Source organism: Vibrio sp. Vb339 (assembly GCF_902751245.1).
Classification (GTDB): domain Bacteria; phylum Pseudomonadota; class Gammaproteobacteria; order Enterobacterales; family Vibrionaceae; genus Vibrio; species Vibrio coralliirubri.
This window is the reverse complement of the sequence record NZ_CADDIS010000002.1, coordinates 1,139,465-1,159,599: the sequence shown is the minus strand read 5'-3', so window position 1 is coordinate 1,159,599 and position 20,135 is coordinate 1,139,465. Positions and strand designations below refer to the sequence as shown.

General features: G+C 45.0%; 18 protein-coding genes and 1 tRNA gene. 14 read left to right on the top strand and 5 right to left on the bottom strand.

The window, feature by feature from the left end:
- The first annotated feature begins 91 nt into the window (after positions 1-91).
- From HRQ85_RS13780 to rnd, 7 genes are all read left to right on the top strand, one after another.
- Complete coding sequence (locus HRQ85_RS13780; RefSeq protein WP_172379866.1) at positions 92-2,020, top strand: ATP-dependent DNA helicase; 1,929 nt, start codon at positions 92-94, stop codon at positions 2,018-2,020.
- A gap of 59 nt (positions 2,021-2,079) precedes the next feature.
- Complete coding sequence (gene tsaB / locus HRQ85_RS13775) at positions 2,080-2,781, top strand: tRNA (adenosine(37)-N6)-threonylcarbamoyltransferase complex dimerization subunit type 1 TsaB (protein ID WP_172379865.1); 702 nt, start codon at positions 2,080-2,082, stop codon at positions 2,779-2,781.
- Between the two features lie 72 nt (positions 2,782-2,853).
- Positions 2,854-3,159: a chromosome partitioning protein ParA gene (locus tag HRQ85_RS13770; protein WP_172379864.1), complete on the top strand. Its 306-nt coding sequence runs from the start codon at positions 2,854-2,856 to the stop codon at positions 3,157-3,159.
- 35 nt (positions 3,160-3,194) lie between these two features.
- Positions 3,195-3,755: a Slp family lipoprotein gene (locus tag HRQ85_RS13765; protein ID WP_172379863.1), complete on the top strand. Its 561-nt coding sequence runs from the start codon at positions 3,195-3,197 to the stop codon at positions 3,753-3,755.
- Positions 3,756-3,818: 63 nt separating this feature from the next.
- The gene (locus tag HRQ85_RS13760; protein WP_172379862.1) at positions 3,819-4,670 is read left to right on the top strand and encodes an alpha/beta fold hydrolase; all 852 of its coding nucleotides are present in this window, start codon (positions 3,819-3,821) and stop codon (positions 4,668-4,670) included.
- A 106-nt stretch (positions 4,671-4,776) separates the two neighbouring features.
- Entirely contained in the window at positions 4,777-6,471 is a 1,695-nt protein-coding gene (gene fadD, locus HRQ85_RS13755; protein ID WP_017062375.1) for a long-chain-fatty-acid--CoA ligase FadD, read from the top strand.
- A gap of 144 nt (positions 6,472-6,615) precedes the next feature.
- Positions 6,616-7,734 carry a ribonuclease D gene (rnd, locus tag HRQ85_RS13750; protein ID WP_050620928.1) on the top strand — a complete coding sequence of 373 codons (1,119 nt, stop codon included), beginning with the start codon at positions 6,616-6,618 and terminating at the stop codon, positions 7,732-7,734.
- Between the two features lie 114 nt (positions 7,735-7,848).
- On the opposite strand, the gene minE is transcribed toward rnd, so the two are convergent.
- The 3 genes from minE to minC are packed head-to-tail and all read right to left on the bottom strand — an operon-like array spanning position 7,849 to position 9,615.
- The gene (gene minE / locus HRQ85_RS13745; protein ID WP_004737949.1) at positions 7,849-8,112 is read right to left on the bottom strand and encodes a cell division topological specificity factor MinE; all 264 of its coding nucleotides are present in this window, start codon (positions 8,110-8,112) and stop codon (positions 7,849-7,851) included.
- A gap of 6 nt (positions 8,113-8,118) precedes the next feature.
- Entirely contained in the window at positions 8,119-8,931 is an 813-nt protein-coding gene (gene minD, locus HRQ85_RS13740; protein WP_172379861.1) for a septum site-determining protein MinD, read from the bottom strand.
- Between the two features lie 21 nt (positions 8,932-8,952).
- Entirely contained in the window at positions 8,953-9,615 is a 663-nt protein-coding gene (minC, locus tag HRQ85_RS13735; protein ID WP_017063419.1) for a septum site-determining protein MinC, read from the bottom strand.
- A gap of 219 nt (positions 9,616-9,834) precedes the next feature.
- Here minC and HRQ85_RS13730 point away from each other — a divergent pair, with 219 nt between their 5' ends.
- The 5 genes from HRQ85_RS13730 to HRQ85_RS13710 all read left to right on the top strand — a co-directional run bounded on the left by HRQ85_RS13730 (position 9,835) and on the right by HRQ85_RS13710 (position 15,629).
- Positions 9,835-10,125, top strand: a complete 291-nt coding sequence (locus tag HRQ85_RS13730) for a YcgL domain-containing protein (protein WP_017062372.1) — start codon at positions 9,835-9,837, stop codon at positions 10,123-10,125.
- Between the two features lie 30 nt (positions 10,126-10,155).
- On the top strand, positions 10,156-11,154 hold the full coding sequence (locus HRQ85_RS13725) for a lytic murein transglycosylase (RefSeq protein ID WP_172379860.1): 999 nt from the start codon (positions 10,156-10,158) through the stop codon (positions 11,152-11,154).
- A 170-nt stretch (positions 11,155-11,324) separates the two neighbouring features.
- Positions 11,325-12,245, top strand: coding sequence for a LysR family transcriptional regulator (locus HRQ85_RS13720; protein WP_016789605.1), 921 nt, complete (start codon positions 11,325-11,327; stop codon positions 12,243-12,245).
- Between the two features lie 205 nt (positions 12,246-12,450).
- The gene (locus tag HRQ85_RS13715) at positions 12,451-13,650 is read left to right on the top strand and encodes a NupC/NupG family nucleoside CNT transporter (RefSeq protein ID WP_172379859.1); all 1,200 of its coding nucleotides are present in this window, start codon (positions 12,451-12,453) and stop codon (positions 13,648-13,650) included.
- Between the two features lie 164 nt (positions 13,651-13,814).
- Entirely contained in the window at positions 13,815-15,629 is a 1,815-nt protein-coding gene (locus tag HRQ85_RS13710) for a cation:proton antiporter (RefSeq protein ID WP_172379858.1), read from the top strand.
- Positions 15,630-15,747: 118 nt separating this feature from the next.
- Here HRQ85_RS13710 and folD read toward each other — a convergent pair whose 3' ends face one another.
- Positions 15,748-16,605, bottom strand: coding sequence for a bifunctional methylenetetrahydrofolate dehydrogenase/methenyltetrahydrofolate cyclohydrolase FolD (folD, locus tag HRQ85_RS13705; RefSeq protein WP_172379857.1), 858 nt, complete (start codon positions 16,603-16,605; stop codon positions 15,748-15,750).
- A gap of 210 nt (positions 16,606-16,815) precedes the next feature.
- Between folD and HRQ85_RS13700 the strand changes: the two genes are divergently transcribed.
- Positions 16,816-16,892, top strand: a tRNA-Arg gene (locus HRQ85_RS13700).
- 207 nt (positions 16,893-17,099) lie between these two features.
- Here the strand turns inward: HRQ85_RS13700 and HRQ85_RS13695 are convergent.
- Positions 17,100-18,815, bottom strand: a complete 1,716-nt coding sequence (locus HRQ85_RS13695; protein WP_172379856.1) for an IucA/IucC family protein — start codon at positions 18,813-18,815, stop codon at positions 17,100-17,102.
- A gap of 151 nt (positions 18,816-18,966) precedes the next feature.
- Between HRQ85_RS13695 and HRQ85_RS13690 the strand changes: the two genes are divergently transcribed.
- Positions 18,967-20,130 carry an MFS transporter gene (locus HRQ85_RS13690; RefSeq protein WP_172379855.1) on the top strand — a complete coding sequence of 388 codons (1,164 nt, stop codon included), beginning with the start codon at positions 18,967-18,969 and terminating at the stop codon, positions 20,128-20,130.
- Positions 20,131-20,135 lie beyond the last annotated feature (5 nt).

Below are 20,135 nucleotides of genomic sequence, written 5' to 3'. Positions count from 1 at the left end.
CAAACACCTCCGGTGCGAAGTCATTCTTGATTCGCGCCGGCTCACTAAACCTGCCATAATTCGCCTTCTATTTTTCTAAACTTCGTACTCTATGATATCTAAAACGTTTTCTGCTGATGGTGCTCTGGGTAAAGCGATCCCCGGGTTTCAACCACGACAAGCTCAGCTAGACATGGCTGAAGCGGTTTCACAAGCGATTGAGAAACAGAGCCAATTAGTTGTTGAAGCGGGAACGGGTACCGGTAAGACCTTTGCTTACTTAGTGCCTGCACTGCTGAGTGGCAAGAAAACCATCATTAGTACGGGGTCTAAAAACCTTCAAGAACAGCTGTTTCACCGAGATTTACCCTTGATGGTCGATGCGCTTGGCTTTTATGGTCAAGTTGCGTTACTCAAAGGGCGTTCAAACTATTTGTGTTTGGACAGACTCAGCCGTCAAATGATCGAGAGTCATGGCGCTCATACCGACCCAACGCTGCTGGCTCAGTTAGTTAAAGTTCGTAGTTGGTCGTCATCCACTCAAACGGGTGATTTAGGTGATTGTGATGATATCGCTGAAGACAGCCCGGTTATTCCAACCATTACCTCGACCAATGATAATTGCTTGGGTAAAGAGTGCCCAAGCTACACTGATTGCTTCGTGCTTAAAGCGCGTAAAAAAGCGATGGACTCCGATGTTGTTGTGGTAAACCACCACTTGTTCTTAGCGGATTTAGCGATTAAAGAGACCGGATTCGGTGAGCTGATTCCTGAAGCCGATGTGTTTATTTTCGATGAAGCGCATCAACTTCCCGATATCGCCAGCCAGTACTTCGGACAATCGGTTTCCAGTCGACAGATCCAAGAGCTAGCCAAAGACATTGAAATCGCTTACCGAACTGAAGCCAAAGACATGCGTCAGCTACAGAAAGTAGGGGATAGGCTCGTTCAATCGTCAGCCGACTTGCGTATTGTGCTTGGTGATACCGGCTTTCGTGGTAACTGGCGCGAAGCCTTGAAATCCGAGTCGATTGCACGCGAGTTAGTTCGTTTGCAAGATGCGCTGCAACTGGCCGTCGATGTATTGAAATTAGCATTGGGTCGAAGCCAATTGTTAGACACGGCTTTCGAACGTGCAAACATGATTAAGTCGCGTATCGAACGTGTGTGCGATGTGTCGATTACTGGCTATTCGTATTGGTATGACACTACACCACGCCACTTTGCCCTGCACATAACACCGCTTTCAGTCGCCGATAAATTCCACGAACAGATTGAGCTTAAACCGGGCGCGTGGGTATTTACCTCTGCAACCTTGGCGGTATCGGACGATTTCGACCATTTCACCTCACGCTTGGGACTAAAACCGTCGGCACAGTTTTCACTGCCGAGTCCGTTTGATTACCCGAATCAGGCGCGCTTGTGTGTACCTCGTTATCTTCCTGAACCGAATAGCCCTGGCTTAGCCGATAAGCTAGTAAGAATGCTGACCCCTGTGATTGAGCAAAACCAAGGTCGCTGTTTCTTCTTGTGTACTTCACACAGCATGATGAAAGAGTTGGGGGAGCGATTTCGTGAAACCCTTTCGGTTCCAGTTCTGCTCCAAGGTGAGACAAGTAAGCAAAAAACCTTAGCCGAATTCATGGAATTAGGTAACGCATTGCTGGTGGCTACTGGCGCTTTCTGGGAGGGGATAGATGTTAGGGGCGACGCATTAAGCTGTGTTATCATCGATAAATTGCCCTTTACGGCCCCTGATGACCCTTTACTTAAGGCTCGAATCGAGGACTGTAAATTAAAAGGGGGTGATCCTTTTGCACAGGTACAGTTGCCAGACGCTGTGATTACCTTGAAACAAGGTGTCGGCCGATTGATACGTGACAAGCACGATAATGGCGCTTTGATTATTTGCGATAACCGATTGGTGACTCGCGATTACGGTGGCATATTTTTGGCGAGTTTACCGCCTATCCCACGTACCCGTGACTTAGGGGTCATTAAAGAATTCTTAGCTAAAGACCATTCAACCGCTGCTGATTAATTGGCATTGTTGAGTTTAGCCATTATTTTTAGATTAGATAACAGATATTTGAGACACAAATGAGCGCGAAAATTCTTGCAGTAGATACCGCAACTGAAAATTGTTCAGTTGCATTAGTAATGGGTGACCAGGTGTTCGCACGTAGCGAAGAGGCTCCTCGAGACCATACGAAAAAAATTCTACCTATGGTGGATGAAGTACTGAAAGAAGCGAATGTCGCTTTAACCGATATCGATGCTATCGCGTTTGGCCAAGGCCCAGGCAGTTTCACGGGTGTACGTATTGGTATTGGTATTGCTCAAGGCTTAGCTTTTGGTGCGGATTTACCGATGATCGGTGTCTCTACACTGGCAGCGATGGCGCAAGGCAGCTACCGTAAATTTGGTGAAACTCACGTTGCGACAGCAATTGATGCGCGTATGAGCGAAGTGTATTGGGCGCGTTACAGCCGCGAACAAGATGGTCGTTGGACTGCGATTGATGCCGAATGTGTAACGCCACCAAGTGAATTGGCTGCGCAGTTAGAAGCAGATTCTGAAACATGGGCGAAAGTCGGTACCGGCTGGGAAGCTTATGCCGAGCATATGGATACACTTGCGATCAACACCAAAGCGTGTGAAGTGCTATTCCCAGAAGCTCAAGATATGGCGGTCCTTGCTCAATTCGCTTATGCGGAAGGTAAAGCGGTTGCAGCAGAAGAGTCTGAGCCAGTTTATCTTCGTGACAAAGTGACTTGGAAGAAACTGCCAGGTCGCGAATAATTTTTACAAGGTTCTGATGCAAATTAGGTCTAAATGCGTATTATTTAGATTTGAGAGGGCAGATATTTAGTCATGGTATCAATTAACAACTTACCTCCTTCTTCGGTAGGCAGCACATCTAAGCCGAATCGAATTAAAAAGAAGGAGCAGGCAAAAAAATCTGATGCTAGCACTGCGGTTGGGCAACCGACTAAGGTGGCTAATGCTGTTTCTCACTCTATTCGTCAAGTTAAAGAGTCTGAACTACACAAGGCTCAAATCCAGTATGATCTTCCAGAAGGCCGAGGACGTAAGGCTATGGAAGAGTATATGGATGTAATGAATCAGGCGAAGAAAGAAGAACTTGCAAAGCTTATCGGTGTCGATATCTACATCTAGAGCTTCTTATTAATGCCTGTTTAAGGACCAGAACCATGTCAAATTATCTCTCTAAATTACGCTTAATAGCCTTTTCTCTTGGTGTCTTGGTACTTGCCGGGTGTTCATCACTTCCTAGCGAGCTTGAAGCAAAATCAGAGCCTGTAATTAGCGATTACCAACAGTGGGTCGACCAACTACCGGATGCGCAAAGTGTTCGATTAGGCGGTGTAATATCTAAAGTAACCAACTTAAAAGATAAGACTCGAATCGAAGTCGCTAATATGCCGATTTCTAGTAACGGTAAGCCAGATCTAGACGCAGAGCCAAGCGGACGTTTTGTCGGTTACATTGAAGGCTACGTTGAGCCTCTAAGCTTTGCAGAAGGTCGCCTGATTACTTTGGTTGGTCAATCAAGCGGAAGTGAAGATGGAAAAATAGGGGAATACCCTTACACCTTCCCTGTGATGCAAGTGGACAATCAACGACTATGGAACATTACAGAACGAGTTGTTGTTAACGATTTTGCACCAACCTACTACTCGTGCAGAAGCTTACATTGCCGCAGTTTCCAAACGATGCCAAGACAAGGTCGAGTGATACAGGACGTAGAGTAGATCACTTTACGGGAGCTTGATTACTAGAGGTTAATTACGCAACCAGATGGAATTAGATGCTTGATGATTGAAAAATCATATTCCCTTGCGAGCGGGACGCTTGCCACACAACAGATTGGCAACTCAAAAACGACCGCAACGACGGTCGTTTTTATTCATGGTTGGCTAGATAATTCTGCAAGTTTCACTCAGGTTATGCCGCAAATAGCCAAGCTTTCTCCAGATACTCACCTCGTTGCTATCGATCTCTTCGGACACGGTTTCTCGTCGCATAAACCGGGAAGTTATTATCCATTTCACGACTATATTGATGATTTGCATCAGTTGGTGACTAAATTATCGCCAAACAGACTGGTACTGGTAGGACATTCACTTGGTGCATTGATCGCAAGTTGCTATAGTGCCGCCTTTCCTGAAAAGGTGTCAGGATTAATTCAAATTGAAGGTCATGGACCTCTTTCAGAAGCTCCCCACGAAACAGTCTCTCGCTTGAGGGATGGGGTACTCAGTCGTCTTCGACAGCGAAGAAAGCCTTCACGTCCTCTGGCAAGTCTTGAGGATGCTATTAAGCTGAGAGCTCACGCCAACCAAATTAATGCTGAATTAATCGCTCCTATTGTTGAGCGAGGTATTGTCGAGTTCGAGAACTCTTGGCAATGGCGATGCGACCCTAATCTAAAATGTGACTCGTTATATCGAATGTCACAGGCGCACGCTGAAGCGATTATGGCGGCTATTGAATGCCCTCAATTAATAATCCTAGGGAATGATGGATTCCGACATTTGCAGCATAATCGCTACAAATCAGTGCATAGTCCTCTGCATATAGAGACTGTTCCTGGTGGACATCATTGTCATTTAGAGAGCCCAGAGCTAGTTTCAGAGCTAATTCTTGGTGTAGTTAACAAAATTTAAACAAGTGTTTGAGCCTTTTAGTGCTCATGCACTAAAGCTGTGCTGTAATACCGCAATGATAAAAAGCGGCGAAGCAGTCGTCAGCTGATAAACGAGGAGTAACATCGTGGATAAACCTTGGCTTTCACGTTATCCAAGTGACGTACCAGAAACGATCAACCCAGATCAGTACCCATCTCTTGTAGAAATGTTTGAACAGTCGGTACAGAAGTACGCGGACCAACCTGCATTCGAGAACATGGGCTCGATTATGACATTCCGTAAGCTTGAAGAGCGCAGCCGTGCTTTTGCCGCTTACCTACAGAATGACTTGAAACTGAAGAAGGGCGATCGCGTCGCGCTAATGATGCCAAACCTACTGCAATACCCAATTGCACTGTTTGGTGTATTGCGTGCAGGTATGATTGCAGTGAACGTCAACCCACTGTACACACCTCGTGAGCTTGAACATCAACTAAACGATTCTGGTGCAAAGGCGATTGTTATCGTATCTAACTTTGCGAGCACGCTAGAGAAAGTCGTTGATAACACGCCGGTTAAACACGTAGTTCTAACTAGCCTAGGGCAAATGCTGCCACGCGCGAAAGGGACAATTGTCGACTTCGTAGTGAAATACGTAAAAGGTATGGTGCCTAAGTATGATCTGCCGGGTGCTATCTCATTCAGAAAAGCGCTGCACAAAGGTCGTCGTCTTCAATATGTGAAGCCGTTCATGGCGGGCGATGACATCGCGTTCCTGCAGTACACCGGTGGTACTACGGGTGTAGCGAAGGGCGCAATCCTAACGCACCGTAATATGATCGCGAACGTACTACAAGCGAAAGGGGCTTACGGTCCTGTTCTGCAAGAAGGTCGCGAGTTGGTTGTAACGGCATTACCGCTTTACCACGTATTTGCACTGACGGTGAACTGCTTACTGTTTGTAGAGATGGGTGGTCGTAACCTTCTAATTACTAACCCTCGTGACATTCCTGGCTTTATTAAAGAGCTGCAAAAGGTTCCGTTTACCGCAATTACCGGCGTAAACACCTTGTTTAACGCGCTAGTTAATAACGAAGATTTCCACGAGTTGGATTTCAGTAACCTACGCCTATCTGTTGGCGGCGGCATGGCGGTTCAACGCGCTGTTGCTGAGCAATGGAAGAAAGCGACAGGCATTCACCTATTGGAAGGCTATGGCTTAACCGAGTGTTCTCCATTGGTAACAGGTAACCCATACGACCTTAAAGACTACACAGGTGCTATTGGCCTACCTGTACCATCGACAGAAGTTCGTATTGTTGATGATGAAGGCAAGGTTATTGCTAATGACCAAGTAGGCGAACTACAAGTTCGTGGTCCTCAAGTGATGCAAGGTTACTGGCAGCGCCCTGAAGCGACTAAAGAAGTGATCGATCAAGACGGTTGGTTATCGACAGGTGACATCGTTAAGTTTGATGACGAAGGCTTGTTGTACATCGTAGACCGTAAGAAAGACATGATTCTTGTATCAGGCTTCAACGTTTACCCGAACGAGATCGAAGACGTAGTGGCTCTGCATGGCAAAGTGTTAGAAGTTGCGGCTATCGGCCAGCCTCATGAAGTGTCTGGTGAGTTAGTTAAGATCTACGTGGTTAAGCGTGACCCTAGCTTGACTAAAGAGGACATTATCGCGCACTGTCGTGAGCACCTAACGGGTTACAAGATCCCTAAATTAGTCGAGTTCAGAGATGACCTTCCAAAGACTAACGTAGGTAAGATCTTACGCCGCGTGCTGCGTGAAGAAAACGATGCAGAATTGGCTAAACGCGCGAGCGAATAGACTAGTCAGTGGATTAGTAACCCCTACACCAAAGCCATTGAGGCGCTTAATCTAAGCGAGCATTGAAAAATGGTGTTAGAATGCCGACAGTTAATGTCGGCATTTTTGTATCCGGCGATCAAATAGAAACCAGTGAGAGTTTTTGTGGATTATCAAATCATTACCCAATTGAAAGACCTTGAGCGAGTTTGCCAACAAGCACGTGAAGCCGATGTCGTTATGCTTGATACGGAGTTTGTTCGTACAAGAACCTATTACCCTCAATTAGGCTTGATTCAGTTATTTGATGGTGAAACGCTGTCACTGATTGACCCTATTGCTCTTGGTGAAATGACACCATTTGTTGGATTGTTGAAAGATGCTTCTGTTCTGAAAGTACTGCACGCTTGCGGTGAAGATTTGGAAGTGTTCCAGAACGCATTCGGTTGTACGCCAACTCCAATGGTCGACACACAGATCATGGCGGCTTTCTTGGGTCATGGTTTATCAACAGGCTTTGCTGCTCTGGTTTCAGAGTTTGTCGGTGTCGATCTCGATAAGAGTGAATCTCGCACTGACTGGCTAGCGCGTCCGCTTTCTCAAAAGCAATTGGACTACGCAGCGGCAGACGTGCATTACCTAATGCCAATGTACAACAAGCTTCTAGAAAAAGTGATGGAAGCTGGCTGGTGGGAAGCGGCTCAACAAGAGTCTGACTTACAAGTTGCCAAGCGCATCCGTAAAGTAAACCCAGATACCGCCTACCTTGATATTAAAGGGGCGTGGCAGCTTAAACCTAAGCAGCTAGCGATCTTACGACCTCTAGCAACTTGGCGTCTAAAAGAAGCAATCAAGCGCGATTTAGCGCTGAACTTTGTCTTCAAAGAGCAAGATTTATGGGCAGTGGCACGTTTCGCGATGAAAGATCCTAAGCACATGGAGCAAGAAGGTTTTGATTACCGCTCTGTGCGTCGCCATGGTGCGAAGATCAGCTCAATTGTTAAGTTAGCGGAACATACACCAGAAGAAGAGTACCCAGCACCAGTAGAACGTCTAATGGACTTCCCTGGCTACAAGCAACTCTTCAAAGTGTTGAAAGATGAAGTGAAAACAGCATCACAGCACAGCGGTTTAGCGACGGAATTCTTGGCATCGAAGAAGCAACTTAACCAAGTGTTAAGCTGGGTGTGGAAGCACGATCGTAACCCAGAGAAGCTGCCTGATGTTATGCAAGGCTGGCGTTTAGATGTGGTTGGCGAAAAGCTGAGTAAAGCGATCAAATAACCGTTTGCTGTTATAAAATCTAACTTAGTTACAGCTATAAACTGAAGACACAAAAAAGAGAGCCTAGGCTCTCTTTTTTATTTAATCTGCTTACTACTTACAAGAGGGTGAGGACTACTTATCGTCTTCTGGTAGCTTAACGTTCAACTCTAATACAGAGATGTCGTCATCTTTGTGTTCGAAAGTAAGATCAACCATTGATGGATCTACCTCAACGTACTTTGCAATACACTTCAAGATGTCTTCTTTCAGTTGCGGCAGGTAAGACGGCGCTGGGTCGTCATGGCTGCGTCGCTCTGCAACAATGATCTGCAAACGTTCTTTGGCTAGGTTTGCGGTTGTCTTTTTCTGTGGTCTAAAAAACTCTAATAATGACATTGTGTATTAGCCCCCGAACAGTCGTTTGAAGATGCCTTTCTTCTGTTCCGTTAAGAAGCGGAAGTCAACTTGGCTACCCAGTAGTCGCTCTACAGTATCATTGTAAGCCATACCTGCGTCGGTTGCTTCGTCAAAGATAACTGGAACACCCTTGTTCGATGCGTTCAGTACCGCTTGGCTCTCTGGAATTACACCCAGTAGAGAGATGTGCAGGATTTCTTCAACGTCTTCCACACTGAGCATCTCACCTTGAGTTACACGTGCTGGGTTGTAGCGAGTCAGTAGAAGGTGTGTTTTCACTGGCTCTAAGCCGTCTTCTGAACGACGAGATTTAGAGTCAAGAATACCTAGAATACGGTCTGAATCGCGTACTGAAGAGACTTCTGGGTTAGTGGTTACAATTGCTTCATCAGCGAAGTACAACGCCATCAGAGCGCCTTGTTCGATACCCGCAGGAGAATCACAGATGATGAAATCAAAGCCCTTTTCATCCAGTTCATCAAATACACGACGAACACCATCTTTTGTTAGTGCGTCTTTATCACGAGTTTGAGAAGCAGGAAGAATGAACAGGTTCTCTGTGCGCTTGTCTTTGATCATCGCTTGGTTCAGCGTCGCTTCACCATTGATAACGTTAACGAAGTCGTACACAACACGACGCTCACAACCCATGATTAAATCTAGGTTACGCAGACCGATATCAAAGTCGATAACTGCGGTTTTCTTTCCTTTTAAAGCCAGACCCGAGGCAATAGCTGCACTGGAGGTCGTTTTGCCTACCCCGCCTTTACCTGACGTTACAACGATAATGCGTGCCATTCTGTTTTCCTTTTATTTCTCTTATATTGCGAGGACATCAACGTGTAATACATCGTTTGCCATACTGAACATGGTTTTCTTCTGCCAGTACTCGCTTTCAATTTGATCGCTGAGCCAGTAATTTCCAGCAATGGAAACCAGCTCGGCTTGTAAGTCATTACAAATTATTTTTGCTTCAGTTTGACCACTTGCACCTGCAATCGCACGGCCGCGTAAAGTGCCATGAATATGGATGCTGCCATCGGCAATCACTTCTGCGCCTGCACTCACATGGCTGAGTATCAATAGATCGCCATCTTTCGCATAAACCTGCTGACCAGAACGAATAGGGGTTCTAATCACCTTGATTGGTGCCATTTTCGCTGGAGCTTGAGACGGCGACTTGCTTGCCGTCATCACCGCAAAACCGGCTTCTTTAGCGAGGTTTTGCATTCGCTTATCAGAACAGCCAGCCACACCAACCGGGATCATGCCCGCTTGAGATATACCATTTTTAAGTTGCACAAAATCGATATCGCCCGCGACTTTACTGATGTTGATAACAACAGGTGCGGCAGCGAAAAACGTAGGTGCTTGGTCTACCTTCTCTTGAAGAAAAGAGACTGCATTTTCGACTTGATCATCGGATAAGTGCAAAACAGATAGCGTAAAGCTGCTACCTTTTAGATCTGGGTTACTAGACATCGAAAAACTACAGGACCTCAATAGCGGATTGGTACAATTTCTTTATCAATAAAATAAAGGGCATTGCCTGAAACTAGGTTTATCATGTTATATTCCCAAACCAAGCACAGCAAGTAATCTTGTTGTCAAATGGACGTTTTGTTCCCAATATTTCCCTAACATAAACTATTGATCTCGCAAGTGAGAGTTTTGTAGTCATAATCAATTAAAAGGTTTGTCATGCTGTGTTCTATATATAAAAGCTCAAAGAAAGAAGGAACATACCTTTATATCCCTAAGAAGGATGATTTTTCACAAGTTCCTGACGCATTGATGCAAATGTTTGGTAAACCTAGTTTTGTAATGGTAATTAAAATGGATGGCCGTAAACTGGCTCAAGTAAACATCGAAAAAGTGAAAGAATCACTGAATACCGATGGTTTCTTTTTACAGGTTCCGCCACCACCAGTTAACGAACTTGAGCTTCATAAAGAGCGTAAAGCTCAACAGAAATCTCAAGACGAAGAGTGATAGCCACCTCAATTCAAGGAGGAATGATCGTTGAGTAAATTTTCGAAAACCATATTGGCTGTGTCGGCATTACTATTGGGTAACAGCCTGACCATAAGCTCAGTACAAGCAGAAGAACTGAGCTTCGAGCAATATGTAGAAAAACTAAAACAACAAGGCCGTGAAGAAGGCATCTCTGAAGCGATCATTGATGAAGCCTTTGATGGTGTAACGTTTAAGCCACGAGCGGTGAAAGCCGACAAAAACCAACCTGAGAAAAAACTGACTCTGGATGAATACATTCCACGAGCGGTTCCAGATTGGAAAGTGAAGCAGGCAAGGTCACTCTATAAGAAACATTACACCGCGTTAAAGCGTATTGGTGACGAATATGGTGTTCAACCAAGATTCATTGTCGCTCTGTGGGGTGTGGAGAGTAATTTTGGTAAGTTCACGGGCAATTACAGCGTTATCGACGCCCTAACGACCATGGCTTACGAAGGACGCCGAGAAGCTTTCTTCCGTAGCGAAGCGATGGCGGCATTGAAAATTCTTGATCAAGGCCATATTGCACCAAAAGAGATGAAAGGCTCTTGGGCTGGTGCGATGGGTCAACCTCAGTTTATGCCAAGCTCATTCTTAGCTTACGCCGCTGATGGCAGTGGTGATGGTAAGAAAGACATTTGGGGCACTGAAGAAGACGTATTTGCTTCAGCGGCCAATTATCTCAGCCAATCAGGATGGGATGACAAATATACTTGGGGTCGTCAGGTTCATGTTCCGTCAACTGTGTCTATTGACTTACAAGGTCGAGACGCAGACAAAGCGAAATACTTAAAAGAGTGGTCTGAACTCGGTATTAAACGCTATGACGATCGCCCACTGCCAACGCTTGATGAAGACATTAAAGCTTGGTTGATAATGCCAGATGACGAAGCAGGTCGTTCGTACCTCATTTACAACAACTACAATGTGTTAATGAAGTGGAATCGTTCTTACTACTTTGCTTTGGCAGTAAGCCACTTAGCAGACAGAATTAAGTTTGATTAATCGGCCTGATTTGATTAGTAGACTTAATTTGGTTAATAGACCTAGGTTGCTTTGATAGCATTTGGCCTACCATAGGCAAAACGAACTAAAGGACTCTTCGGAGTCCTTTTTGATTTTATATTTCAGAGATTTAAGAAGGTGGTCTTGTGCTAACAGATAGAGCTGCACAGATGGTGATATTCCATGCGCTGATCAAGCACGAAGGTTTTACTAGTGCTGCAAAAAGCTTGAACGTTTCGGTGTCTCACATCAGTAAGCAAGTTGCTTTACTTGAAGACTCAATCGGTATCAAGCTGGTGCAAAGGACGACACGAAGCCTGACGCTGACTGAAGCTGGGGAGGTGTTCTATCAGCACTGTGAGCAACTGTTTAACACGGTGAAAGCGGCTCAAATGGATATGGACAGCCAGCGTGATGATATTTCTGGAATACTGCGCGTAGGGTTATCGCAGTCATTTGGTACCTTGCATATCATCCCTGCGATTGATCAGCTAAGACAACTTTATCCTCAGTTGAGAATCGAGGTCCATTTGTTCGATTACAAAGTGGATATGATCGAGGAGCGCTTAGACCTCTGGATCACCAACAATGAAGATTTACCTGAAGGTTATATTGCGCAGCGCTTGGCCGACAGTCAGTTTGTAGTGGCGGCATCACCGGATTATCTGATTAAAGCTGGTACTCCTCATGTGCCATCTGATCTGATTGACCATAACTGCCTTATCTATCGTAGCCGTGAACGGGACTACACATCATGGGCATTTGATAACGGCCAAGAAAACCTCAGTGTTAAAGTGGCGGGCGATTACTCGGTGGATTTAGCGGAAGCGGTACGAGACGCGGCAGTATCGGGTTGGGGCGTTGCTTATCTGGCGACTTATTTAGTCAAAGAAGAGTTTAGAACGGGCAAGCTCATCCAAGTATTACCAGAATGGCGAGCGAGTCAGCTGATGCCATTTTACGCTGTGTATCCGAGTAGAAAGAACATGCCGAAGAAGCTTTCAGCAGTGATTGAATTCATCAAAGATCATATCGGGTCGCCAACTTATTGGGATGAAAACCTCAAAACCTGCGTTGAGCTGCACCGTTAACTGTTTCCTAATCTATAAATATAATTTCCATATGGAAAAAGTACGCTTTTTAAGCAAGTTAAGTCATTAAAATTCAATGCTTTAATATAATCACAGGTGAGGCAGTGATAATCCCAACATCACATTAACAACCGCACCTTGCCGCAAACGATTTCCTCTATACAATGCGTCGCCTTTCCTACCTACAACTTTTAGGTTGACGCATATGGCTTCCCTACTTGGAATTATCACTATTTTAGTAGCCGCTTGGTTACTATCTACGGACAGAAAAAATATTCCGCTAAGAACCGTCTCTTTGGCTTTCTTACTGCAAATCTCATTCGCGCTATTGGTTCTTTATGTGCCAATGGGTAAAGAAGCGCTGAATGCAGCTACTGGTGCGGTGTCTAGCTTGATCAACTACGGTCAAGAGGGGATTAACTTCCTATTTGGTGGCCTAACGAATAACGGATTTGTTTTCGCTATTAACGTTCTCGGCATCATTATCTTTTTCTCTGCACTGATTTCAGGTTTGTACCACATCGGTTTTATGCCAAAGGTGATCAACCTTATCGGCGGTGCTTTGCAAAAGTTCTTAGGTACAGGTCGTGCGGAGTCACTGTCTGCAACGGCGAACATCTTTGTTGGCATGATTGAAGCACCATTGGTGGTTAAGCCTTACTTGAAGCACATGACGGATTCACAACTGTTTGCTGTGATGGTGTGTGGTTTGGCTTCTGTGGCTGGTGGTACGCTAGTGGGTTATGCATCGCTTGGTGTTGATTTGAACTACCTGATCGCTGCGGCGTTTATGTCTGCGCCTGCTGGTCTATTGATGGCCAAGATTTTGGTACCAGGTAACGCAGATGAGGCTCAAGAAAATATTGAGTCTGACGTTGAAATTCCACGAGCAACAAACGTCGTTGAGGCAATGGCAGATGGGGCTATGTCTGGACTTCGTATTGCCGTTGCAGTGGGTGCGACACTTCTGGCCTTTATCAGTGTAATTGCAATGCTGAATGGCTTGTTAGGTATTGTTGGTGGTTGGTTTGGCGTGAACCTAAGCTTCGAACTTATCCTAGGTTATGTGTTCGCACCCGTTGCATGGCTGATCGGTGTGCCATGGTCTGAGGCTGCGGTTGCAGGCTCGCTGATCGGTAACAAGATTGTCGTGAACGAGTTCGTGGCTTTCATCCAACTGATGGACGCTAAAGAGGCACTAAGTGAGCACTCACAAGCGATCGTTACCTTCGCACTGTGTGGTTTTGCCAACATCTCTACCATGGCGATTCTGATCGGTGGTTTGGGCAGCTTAGTTCCAGAACGTCGCTCTTTCATCTCACAATATGGCTTCAAAGCAATTTGTGCAGGTGTGTTTGCTAACTTAATGAGTGCCGCTATTGCTGGTGTTGTACTTTCTCTATAGCTAACTGATCATGACTTTACTCCCCCTATAGTAAAGTAACTGATTAATCACAATAATATTCGGTTAGCGTGAAAAAGAGAGCCTATAGTGTAAGAACGTAGGCTTTCTTATTTCATTGAATAGTTTGTACCACAGGGTGTGGTGCAAACCTTTTAGGGGCACAAATGGATTTGTCGATTACTTCTTCTTTGGCGTTAATTGGACTCTTGTCTTTAGCTTGTCAGCTGCTCGGCTGGCGTTTACGTCTTCCCGCTATTCTTCCTCTCCTTATCGTTGGCCTGTTGTTAGGTCCCGGCCTGAATATTCTAAATCCCGATGCCATTTTCGGTGATGTGCTGTTTCCTATGATTTCGTTAGGTGTTGCCATCATCCTGTTTGAAGGGGCATTGACCCTAAATTTCAAAGAAATCAGAGGCCATGGCCGGATGGTGACTCACCTCGTGAGTTTCGGCATGTTGATTACATGGGCGTGTATCGTGGTGGGTGCTTACTACTTTGTGGACTTTAGTTGGCCGTTAGCCGCACTGTTTGGTGCATTAGTCGTGGTAACTGGCCCAACGGTGATCGTACCCATGCTTCGCAGTATTCAGCCTAAATCCTCCTTAGGCAGTATCTTGCGATGGGAAGGGATAGTGATTGATCCGATTGGCGCTCTGTTTGCGGTTCTCGTTTACGAGTACATCGTTTCTTCTGCCGACCCTACCGGACACGTTCTGTCAGCTCTGGGCCTGACGTTAGTCATAGGTTTAGGCTTAGGGATCATCGGTGGCCATTTGATTGCCAAGATGCTGCAAGGGCATTGGGTACCGCACTATTTACGTAATGTGGCTGTGCTGACGCTAATGTTGGCGGCGTTCTCGTTTTCCAATGACCTGAGTGAAGAGTCTGGTTTATTAACCGTGACCATCATGGGGATCTGGCTTGCCAACGTGAAGGGCTTGGATATCGAAGACATCATCGAATTCAAAGAAACCTTAACCGTGTTGCTTATTTCTGCGTTGTTTATTCTGTTAGCGAGCAGGCTCGATTCCGGAACCTTCCTCTCGATAGGTTGGGGTGGGGTTGGCTTGTTAGCGGTAGTGATGCTGGTGGCGCGCCCTTTGAGTGTGTGGATCAGCGGGATCGGCACGGATCTTACCTCTGCGGATAAATGGTTTTTGAGCTGGATGGCACCGCGCGGGATCGTTGCAGCCGCGGTTTCTTCTCTGTTTGCAATCAAGCTTCAAGAAAAACAATTAATCGAAGGTGCGGATTTACTGGTGCCAATGGTGTTCTTGGTCATCATCGGTACAGTTGTGATTCAGAGCCTTACCGCGAGTTGGTGGGCGAGAAGGCTAGGTGTGACTCAAGAGAAGGCGCAAGGTGTTATCTTCTTTGGTGCGACTCAGTTTTCACGCCAGTTTGCCAAAGTGCTAGCCACACACAACATCAACAGTGTGCTTGCGGATACCAACTGGGAAAGTATTCGCTTGGCGCGTATGGAAAACTTGAATGTTTATTTTGGTAACCCGGCTTCGAGCCACGCTGAAAATAATCTGGAATTGGATGGAATAGGGCGTGCGATGATCGTGTCGCCTTATCGTCAAACTAACCCGTTAGTTAGCATGCACTATCAAGATGAGTTTGGTGGAAATAAGGTGTTTGAGCTTGAATCTTCAGAGAATAAACATGAAAGGCACCAAGTGAGTCGCAATGGCAATAGAAGTCTGTTTTCGGAAGGGATTACCTATTCTAAGCTTAACTCACTGATGGCTCAGGGTAGCCAAATTAAAAGTACAGGTTTGACCGAGGCATTTGATTTAAAAGAGTTTAACGCTTTGTATCCTAAAGCCATTCCTCTTGGGGTGATTAATGGCGGTGATTTCCGTTTAATTACACAAGGATCTGAGTTGGAAAAACTCATATCAACGGAGTGTGAGCTTATTAGTTTATTACCGCCTTCTGAACAGGTGGAAAAAGTCGAGACTCCAGATAAGTAGCAATGAGCACTTCATCAAAAGCGCGTCGCCTTGTTTCAAAAACGAATAGCTAAGTATCAAAAAAGCCGCAACGTTCATCACGTTGCGGCTTTCTCATTTTATTTATATGCGCTGCGGACTACTTCGAGTGAAATTGCTCACAAGCGATCATGGTGTTCTCGATTAGGCTCGCCACCGTCATTGGGCCAACACCACCCGGTACAGGTGTGATGAAGCTTGCGCTTTCTTTCGCTACGTCGTATTCAACGTCACCCACTAGTTTGCCAGATTCCAAACGGTTGATACCAACATCGACCACAACAGCGCCTTTCTTAATCCAAGCGCCAGGAATGAAGTTAGGCTTACCTACGGCAACTACAACAACGTCTGCTTGACGCACGTGACCTTCAAGGTCTTTGGTGAAGCGGTGACATGTTGTCGTCGTACAACCTGCTAGAAGAAGTTCTAGCGTCATTGGGCGACCTACAATGTTTGATGCGCCAACCACAACCGCGTGTTTACCACGTAAGTCGATGTTGTAACGGTCAAGCAGCGTGATGATGCCTTTTGGCGTACAAGAGCGAAGCTTAGGCATACGCTGAGCCAAACGGCCGACATTGTATGGGTGGAAGCCATCAACGTCTTTTTCTGGCGTGATACGCTCAAGAACGTGAGTGCTATCAATGCCTGCTGGTAGAGGCAGTTGAACAAGGATACCGTCGATCTCTGGATCGTCGTTCAGTTGGTCTACCAGTGTTAACAATTCGTCTTCTGTCGCAGTGGCTGGCAAGTCGTAAGATTTAGATACGAAGCCAACTTCTTCACACGCTTTACGCTTACTTCCAACGTAAACCTGAGAAGCAGGGTCTTCACCCACTAAAACAACCGCTAGGCCCGGAGCGCGCAATCCAGCTTTAGTACGAGCTTTTACACGTGCAGCAACTTCGGAGCGAACCGTTTGAGAAATTAGCTTTCCATCAATATTTTGAGCAGTCATGAATTTCCTTAGTATTGATATTCAAGTTAGTGGCTGATGTTTTGGCGCATTATTCCAGAAAATCTTTTTGATTACCATCAAGCAAACGTTTGCTTTGGTCTATTTTCCAACACTTATATGTTTGTTGGCCTTTTTTTACCCACTTAGATCAGAATGTTACATAAAGCCGTTGCTTTACTGATTCGAATTCGTATAATTCGTTCCTGTAGCGCGCCCTTAGCTCAGCTGGATAGAGCACCTCCCTTCTAAGGAGGTGGTCGAAGGTTCGAATCCTTCAGGGCGTGCCATTATTCTATAAGGCCTGATAACTTTTTAAGTTGTCAGGCCTTTGTCGTTTCTGGCCTTTGTAGTTAAGTATATGGTCAAGTAACGATGAATCTACAGGTATGGCAAAGTGAAAAAAGCCCACGCTCAGAGGTCAATTAAGTGGGTAAATAAATCTTAACTTGTTGCTTCAAAGTTTGCGATAGCTCCTCTGGCTACCAAAACATTAGCTATTGCATGAGTGGGTTATTAATTGGCTTTCCAATATCGGGCAGTGGTCTTTCGTTCGTATCCCCATAACCAATCTTAAATCTGACTCGATTTATGCAAATTTTGTCGATTTGTGGAGTCATCAAATCAAATTGATTAAACCTCTCTTCAAGGTGTGAATGTTGTTCTTTATACGCCTGAATGACACGACGTAATAAGCGATAGAAGTCTATCTCTTGGAAGCCCAACGTCGCGATTTTCGGAGAAATAAACCTTAACACCGTAACAAAGTGACCAGTTAATAAGTCGTGGATCAAATAGTGTGGCGGTAATCGTGTGAGGGTCTCTTTGATAGATCCATCAAGCGAATTTAACTCGGGAAATTCTTGATTGACGATTCTTAAGTCGCCATGGAAATCCTTGATAATACAACCACAAGGTATATTGTCTTCTAGAACTAGAGTGATGTTTTGTCCATGTGCAACAAGACCAACGCCATACTTGCACATCAAATGGTAGAGTGGGACGACGACATGGCTAAACAGTTTTTCTAGCCACTGCTCAATAGTGATACCTGATGCATCGATTAGAGAGCCAATTAAAGGCTTTCCGTTGAGGTCTTCTTGCATCAAAGCTGCCATAGTGATTGGACGTTTATGTTCTGCAATGATGTGCTCAGCACGCTCACGCCAAATGCACCCCAACATCTCTTGATATCGATAAGGTCCTTGTTCAAGTTGTGATTGAAATGGGTGGGGAGCATAAAAGCCAGCGACTTCTTGTTGAACATGTAAGCCAGCCGCTTTTAATGTTTCATCCATTTTCGTGAGTTTATCTAGCCAAGAAGATAGCTCAGGTCCTTGAACAATAAATTTTCCTGGAATGCCACGATAACAAGAAGTATTGAGAATACTTAAAGCGGTTCTAGCGTCGTAAGCAATAAGTTCAGAAGGTGAGCTGAGTGTACGAATGGACTGTTGAGCTTTCCAATCTGCTCCAGCTAGACCGAGATCGACGATATCACCGTTCATAAACAAGCAAGCATACTGACTGGTTAGAAATCGTTGGAACTGCCAAGGGTGAATGGCAACTAGCCAAAAATCTTGATATTGAGCCCCTAACTTTGCGTTTAATTGATCGAATTCCGCCTCACCAAGAACGTTTTTTAGAATGCTATCGTAGCTTGTCGACTGGGCAATTCCAGCTTCGCATTGAGATTTACGAATGGCCAACCAACGCAATTGAAATGGATTACCAGACTCTGGTGAGTATTGTTCTAAATTATCGGCACCCCAGCCAAGACGACCCTTGTTAGCAATTGCTTTTGGATGTGCATCGATATATTGCTGACGGTCGATTTCACTCATGGAAGTTAAATCGTCAGCTGTCATTCCTTCTAGCTTTTTCATTCTGACCATATCGCTGTAAAGGGTTTGCTGGACCTCTTCAAGCAGGTTAGCCAAGTTGATGTCAGATATTGTTAAATATTCATTTAAATCAATAAGTAATTGAGATGCTAAAGGTGCTTTGCCACTTTCGCATTCTACACTGTCTTTGGCGATTTCAAGCATCCCCCAAATTGTGATACTGGCTTCAAAGTACCATTTGTCATTTTTGGTTTCTAAAAACCAAACCTTGTCCTGTTTCGTTGGTTCTAGAAGTTCTTCGTAGTGAAGTTCAGAGATGATTTTCGCGCACAGAGAGCGATTAACACTTAGCCAAGAGTTCTGTGTCATTGTGTCCAATCCGTTAGTAAGTTGATTTATTTAATAAACCAAATGGTGATCATTATTTATAAAATGAATTTAAGTTCATAATATTATTGACACACTGCAACATAAATGGCAATTATATTAACAATCATTCTCATTTGCATTATTGATCATTATGAAGTTGGCTTTTTATCTGGTATTGATATCGCTTGGTATCAACCAGACTCTGGTTGTTGCTGCTATTCCATCTTTGTCAGGTTGGTTTGAAGCATCTGATATTAACGCCTCTATGGGGGGGCTGGTGCTTGCCGTAAACATGAACCTTGTCAGTTACTGGCTTGGTGCCAGCCGTTGGGGGGCTGTTGTCAGTAAGCTTGGCTTTACAAAATCGTTTCAATTAGCTGCATTTGGCTATGCTTTCTCTTGCTTGACGTTTGTTGCCTTGATCTTAGGGGACGTACCGAATTTGTTGCTTTTAGGCGGAAGTCGATTTTTGATAGGCGCCTTTAGTTGCGCGTTTCTTCCTCTATCTCAAACTTTGTTAGCAACTAAAAATGACGCGACACCTGCGGCACTTTCTCGCTTAAGTAGTGCTCTCACGCTCGGAAGACTCGTTGGTCCAAGTTTGGTCTTTCTTCCTATGGAGTTTGGCTACTTACTTTTGCTTCCTATCGTCATGGTCTTGCCGTTGTTTTTCACTCGCTGTGATGCAGGGCAGTGGAAAAAAAATGTCAATTCGACTTCTAAGAAATATTCGATAAAACCAATGCATTATTTTGCATTTACTGCCGCGCTGCTTACCACAGCCTTGGTCGCGGTATTCCAGTTCTTTGTTTTACAGTTCTTATCTCTACATGGATATCAAGGGGAGAAAGGGACCGACATTTATGCGTCGTTGATGCTTGCAACGAGCATTTTGCTCGTGGTGTATCAACTTCGTTTTATACCATCTCTCAGTCAACGCCAATCCAATCACTTTATGGGTATCTTGTTATCTAGCCTAATTATTGGCAGTGCAACCTTAGTCATGTTTGGGATGAATTGGTGGGGTCTCGGGGGCTCACTTGTGTGGCTGCTCTTAGCCGTCGCAGGTTTACCTGCTTGGTATACCGCGAGATTACTTCAAAGTGAAAACGATACTTTAATGCAATCAAAGCTTAGCGGGTATTTAACTCGAGCTTATACAAGTGGACACATCCTAGGGACAGGGTTTGCGGCATTGTTTCTTAATCAACAGTGGCTGCTCTCTATTTTGATCGGGCTTATCTCTGTCTCTCTAATCTATTGTGTGTTGCGGCTTAATTCATCGTCGGAATTGGAACAAGCACACAGCTACTAATAATC

Bases quoted from the DNA above. Each gene is read 5' to 3' on its own strand.
- HRQ85_RS13780 (WP_172379866.1), top strand. From the start codon at position 92: ATGATATCTAAAACGTTTTCTGCTGATGGTGCTCTGGGTAAAGCGATC.
- tsaB (WP_172379865.1), top strand. From the start codon at position 2,080: ATGAGCGCGAAAATTCTTGCAGTAGATACCGCAACTGAAAATTGTTCA.
- HRQ85_RS13770 (WP_172379864.1), top strand. From the start codon at position 2,854: ATGGTATCAATTAACAACTTACCTCCTTCTTCGGTAGGCAGCACATCT.
- HRQ85_RS13765 (WP_172379863.1), top strand. From the start codon at position 3,195: ATGTCAAATTATCTCTCTAAATTACGCTTAATAGCCTTTTCTCTTGGT.
- HRQ85_RS13760 (WP_172379862.1), top strand. From the start codon at position 3,819: ATGATTGAAAAATCATATTCCCTTGCGAGCGGGACGCTTGCCACACAA.
- minE (WP_004737949.1), bottom strand. From the start codon at position 8,112: ATGTCATTATTAGAGTTTTTTAGACCACAGAAAAAGACAACCGCAAAC.
- minD (WP_172379861.1), bottom strand. From the start codon at position 8,931: ATGGCACGCATTATCGTTGTAACGTCAGGTAAAGGCGGGGTAGGCAAA.
- minC (WP_017063419.1), bottom strand. From the start codon at position 9,615: ATGTCTAGTAACCCAGATCTAAAAGGTAGCAGCTTTACGCTATCTGTT.
- HRQ85_RS13730 (WP_017062372.1), top strand. From the start codon at position 9,835: ATGCTGTGTTCTATATATAAAAGCTCAAAGAAAGAAGGAACATACCTT.
- HRQ85_RS13720 (WP_016789605.1), top strand. From the start codon at position 11,325: ATGGTGATATTCCATGCGCTGATCAAGCACGAAGGTTTTACTAGTGCT.
- HRQ85_RS13715 (WP_172379859.1), top strand. From the start codon at position 12,451: ATGGCTTCCCTACTTGGAATTATCACTATTTTAGTAGCCGCTTGGTTA.
- HRQ85_RS13710 (WP_172379858.1), top strand. From the start codon at position 13,815: ATGGATTTGTCGATTACTTCTTCTTTGGCGTTAATTGGACTCTTGTCT.
- folD (WP_172379857.1), bottom strand. From the start codon at position 16,605: ATGACTGCTCAAAATATTGATGGAAAGCTAATTTCTCAAACGGTTCGC.
- HRQ85_RS13695 (WP_172379856.1), bottom strand. From the start codon at position 18,815: ATGACACAGAACTCTTGGCTAAGTGTTAATCGCTCTCTGTGCGCGAAA.
- HRQ85_RS13690 (WP_172379855.1), top strand. From the start codon at position 18,967: ATGAAGTTGGCTTTTTATCTGGTATTGATATCGCTTGGTATCAACCAG.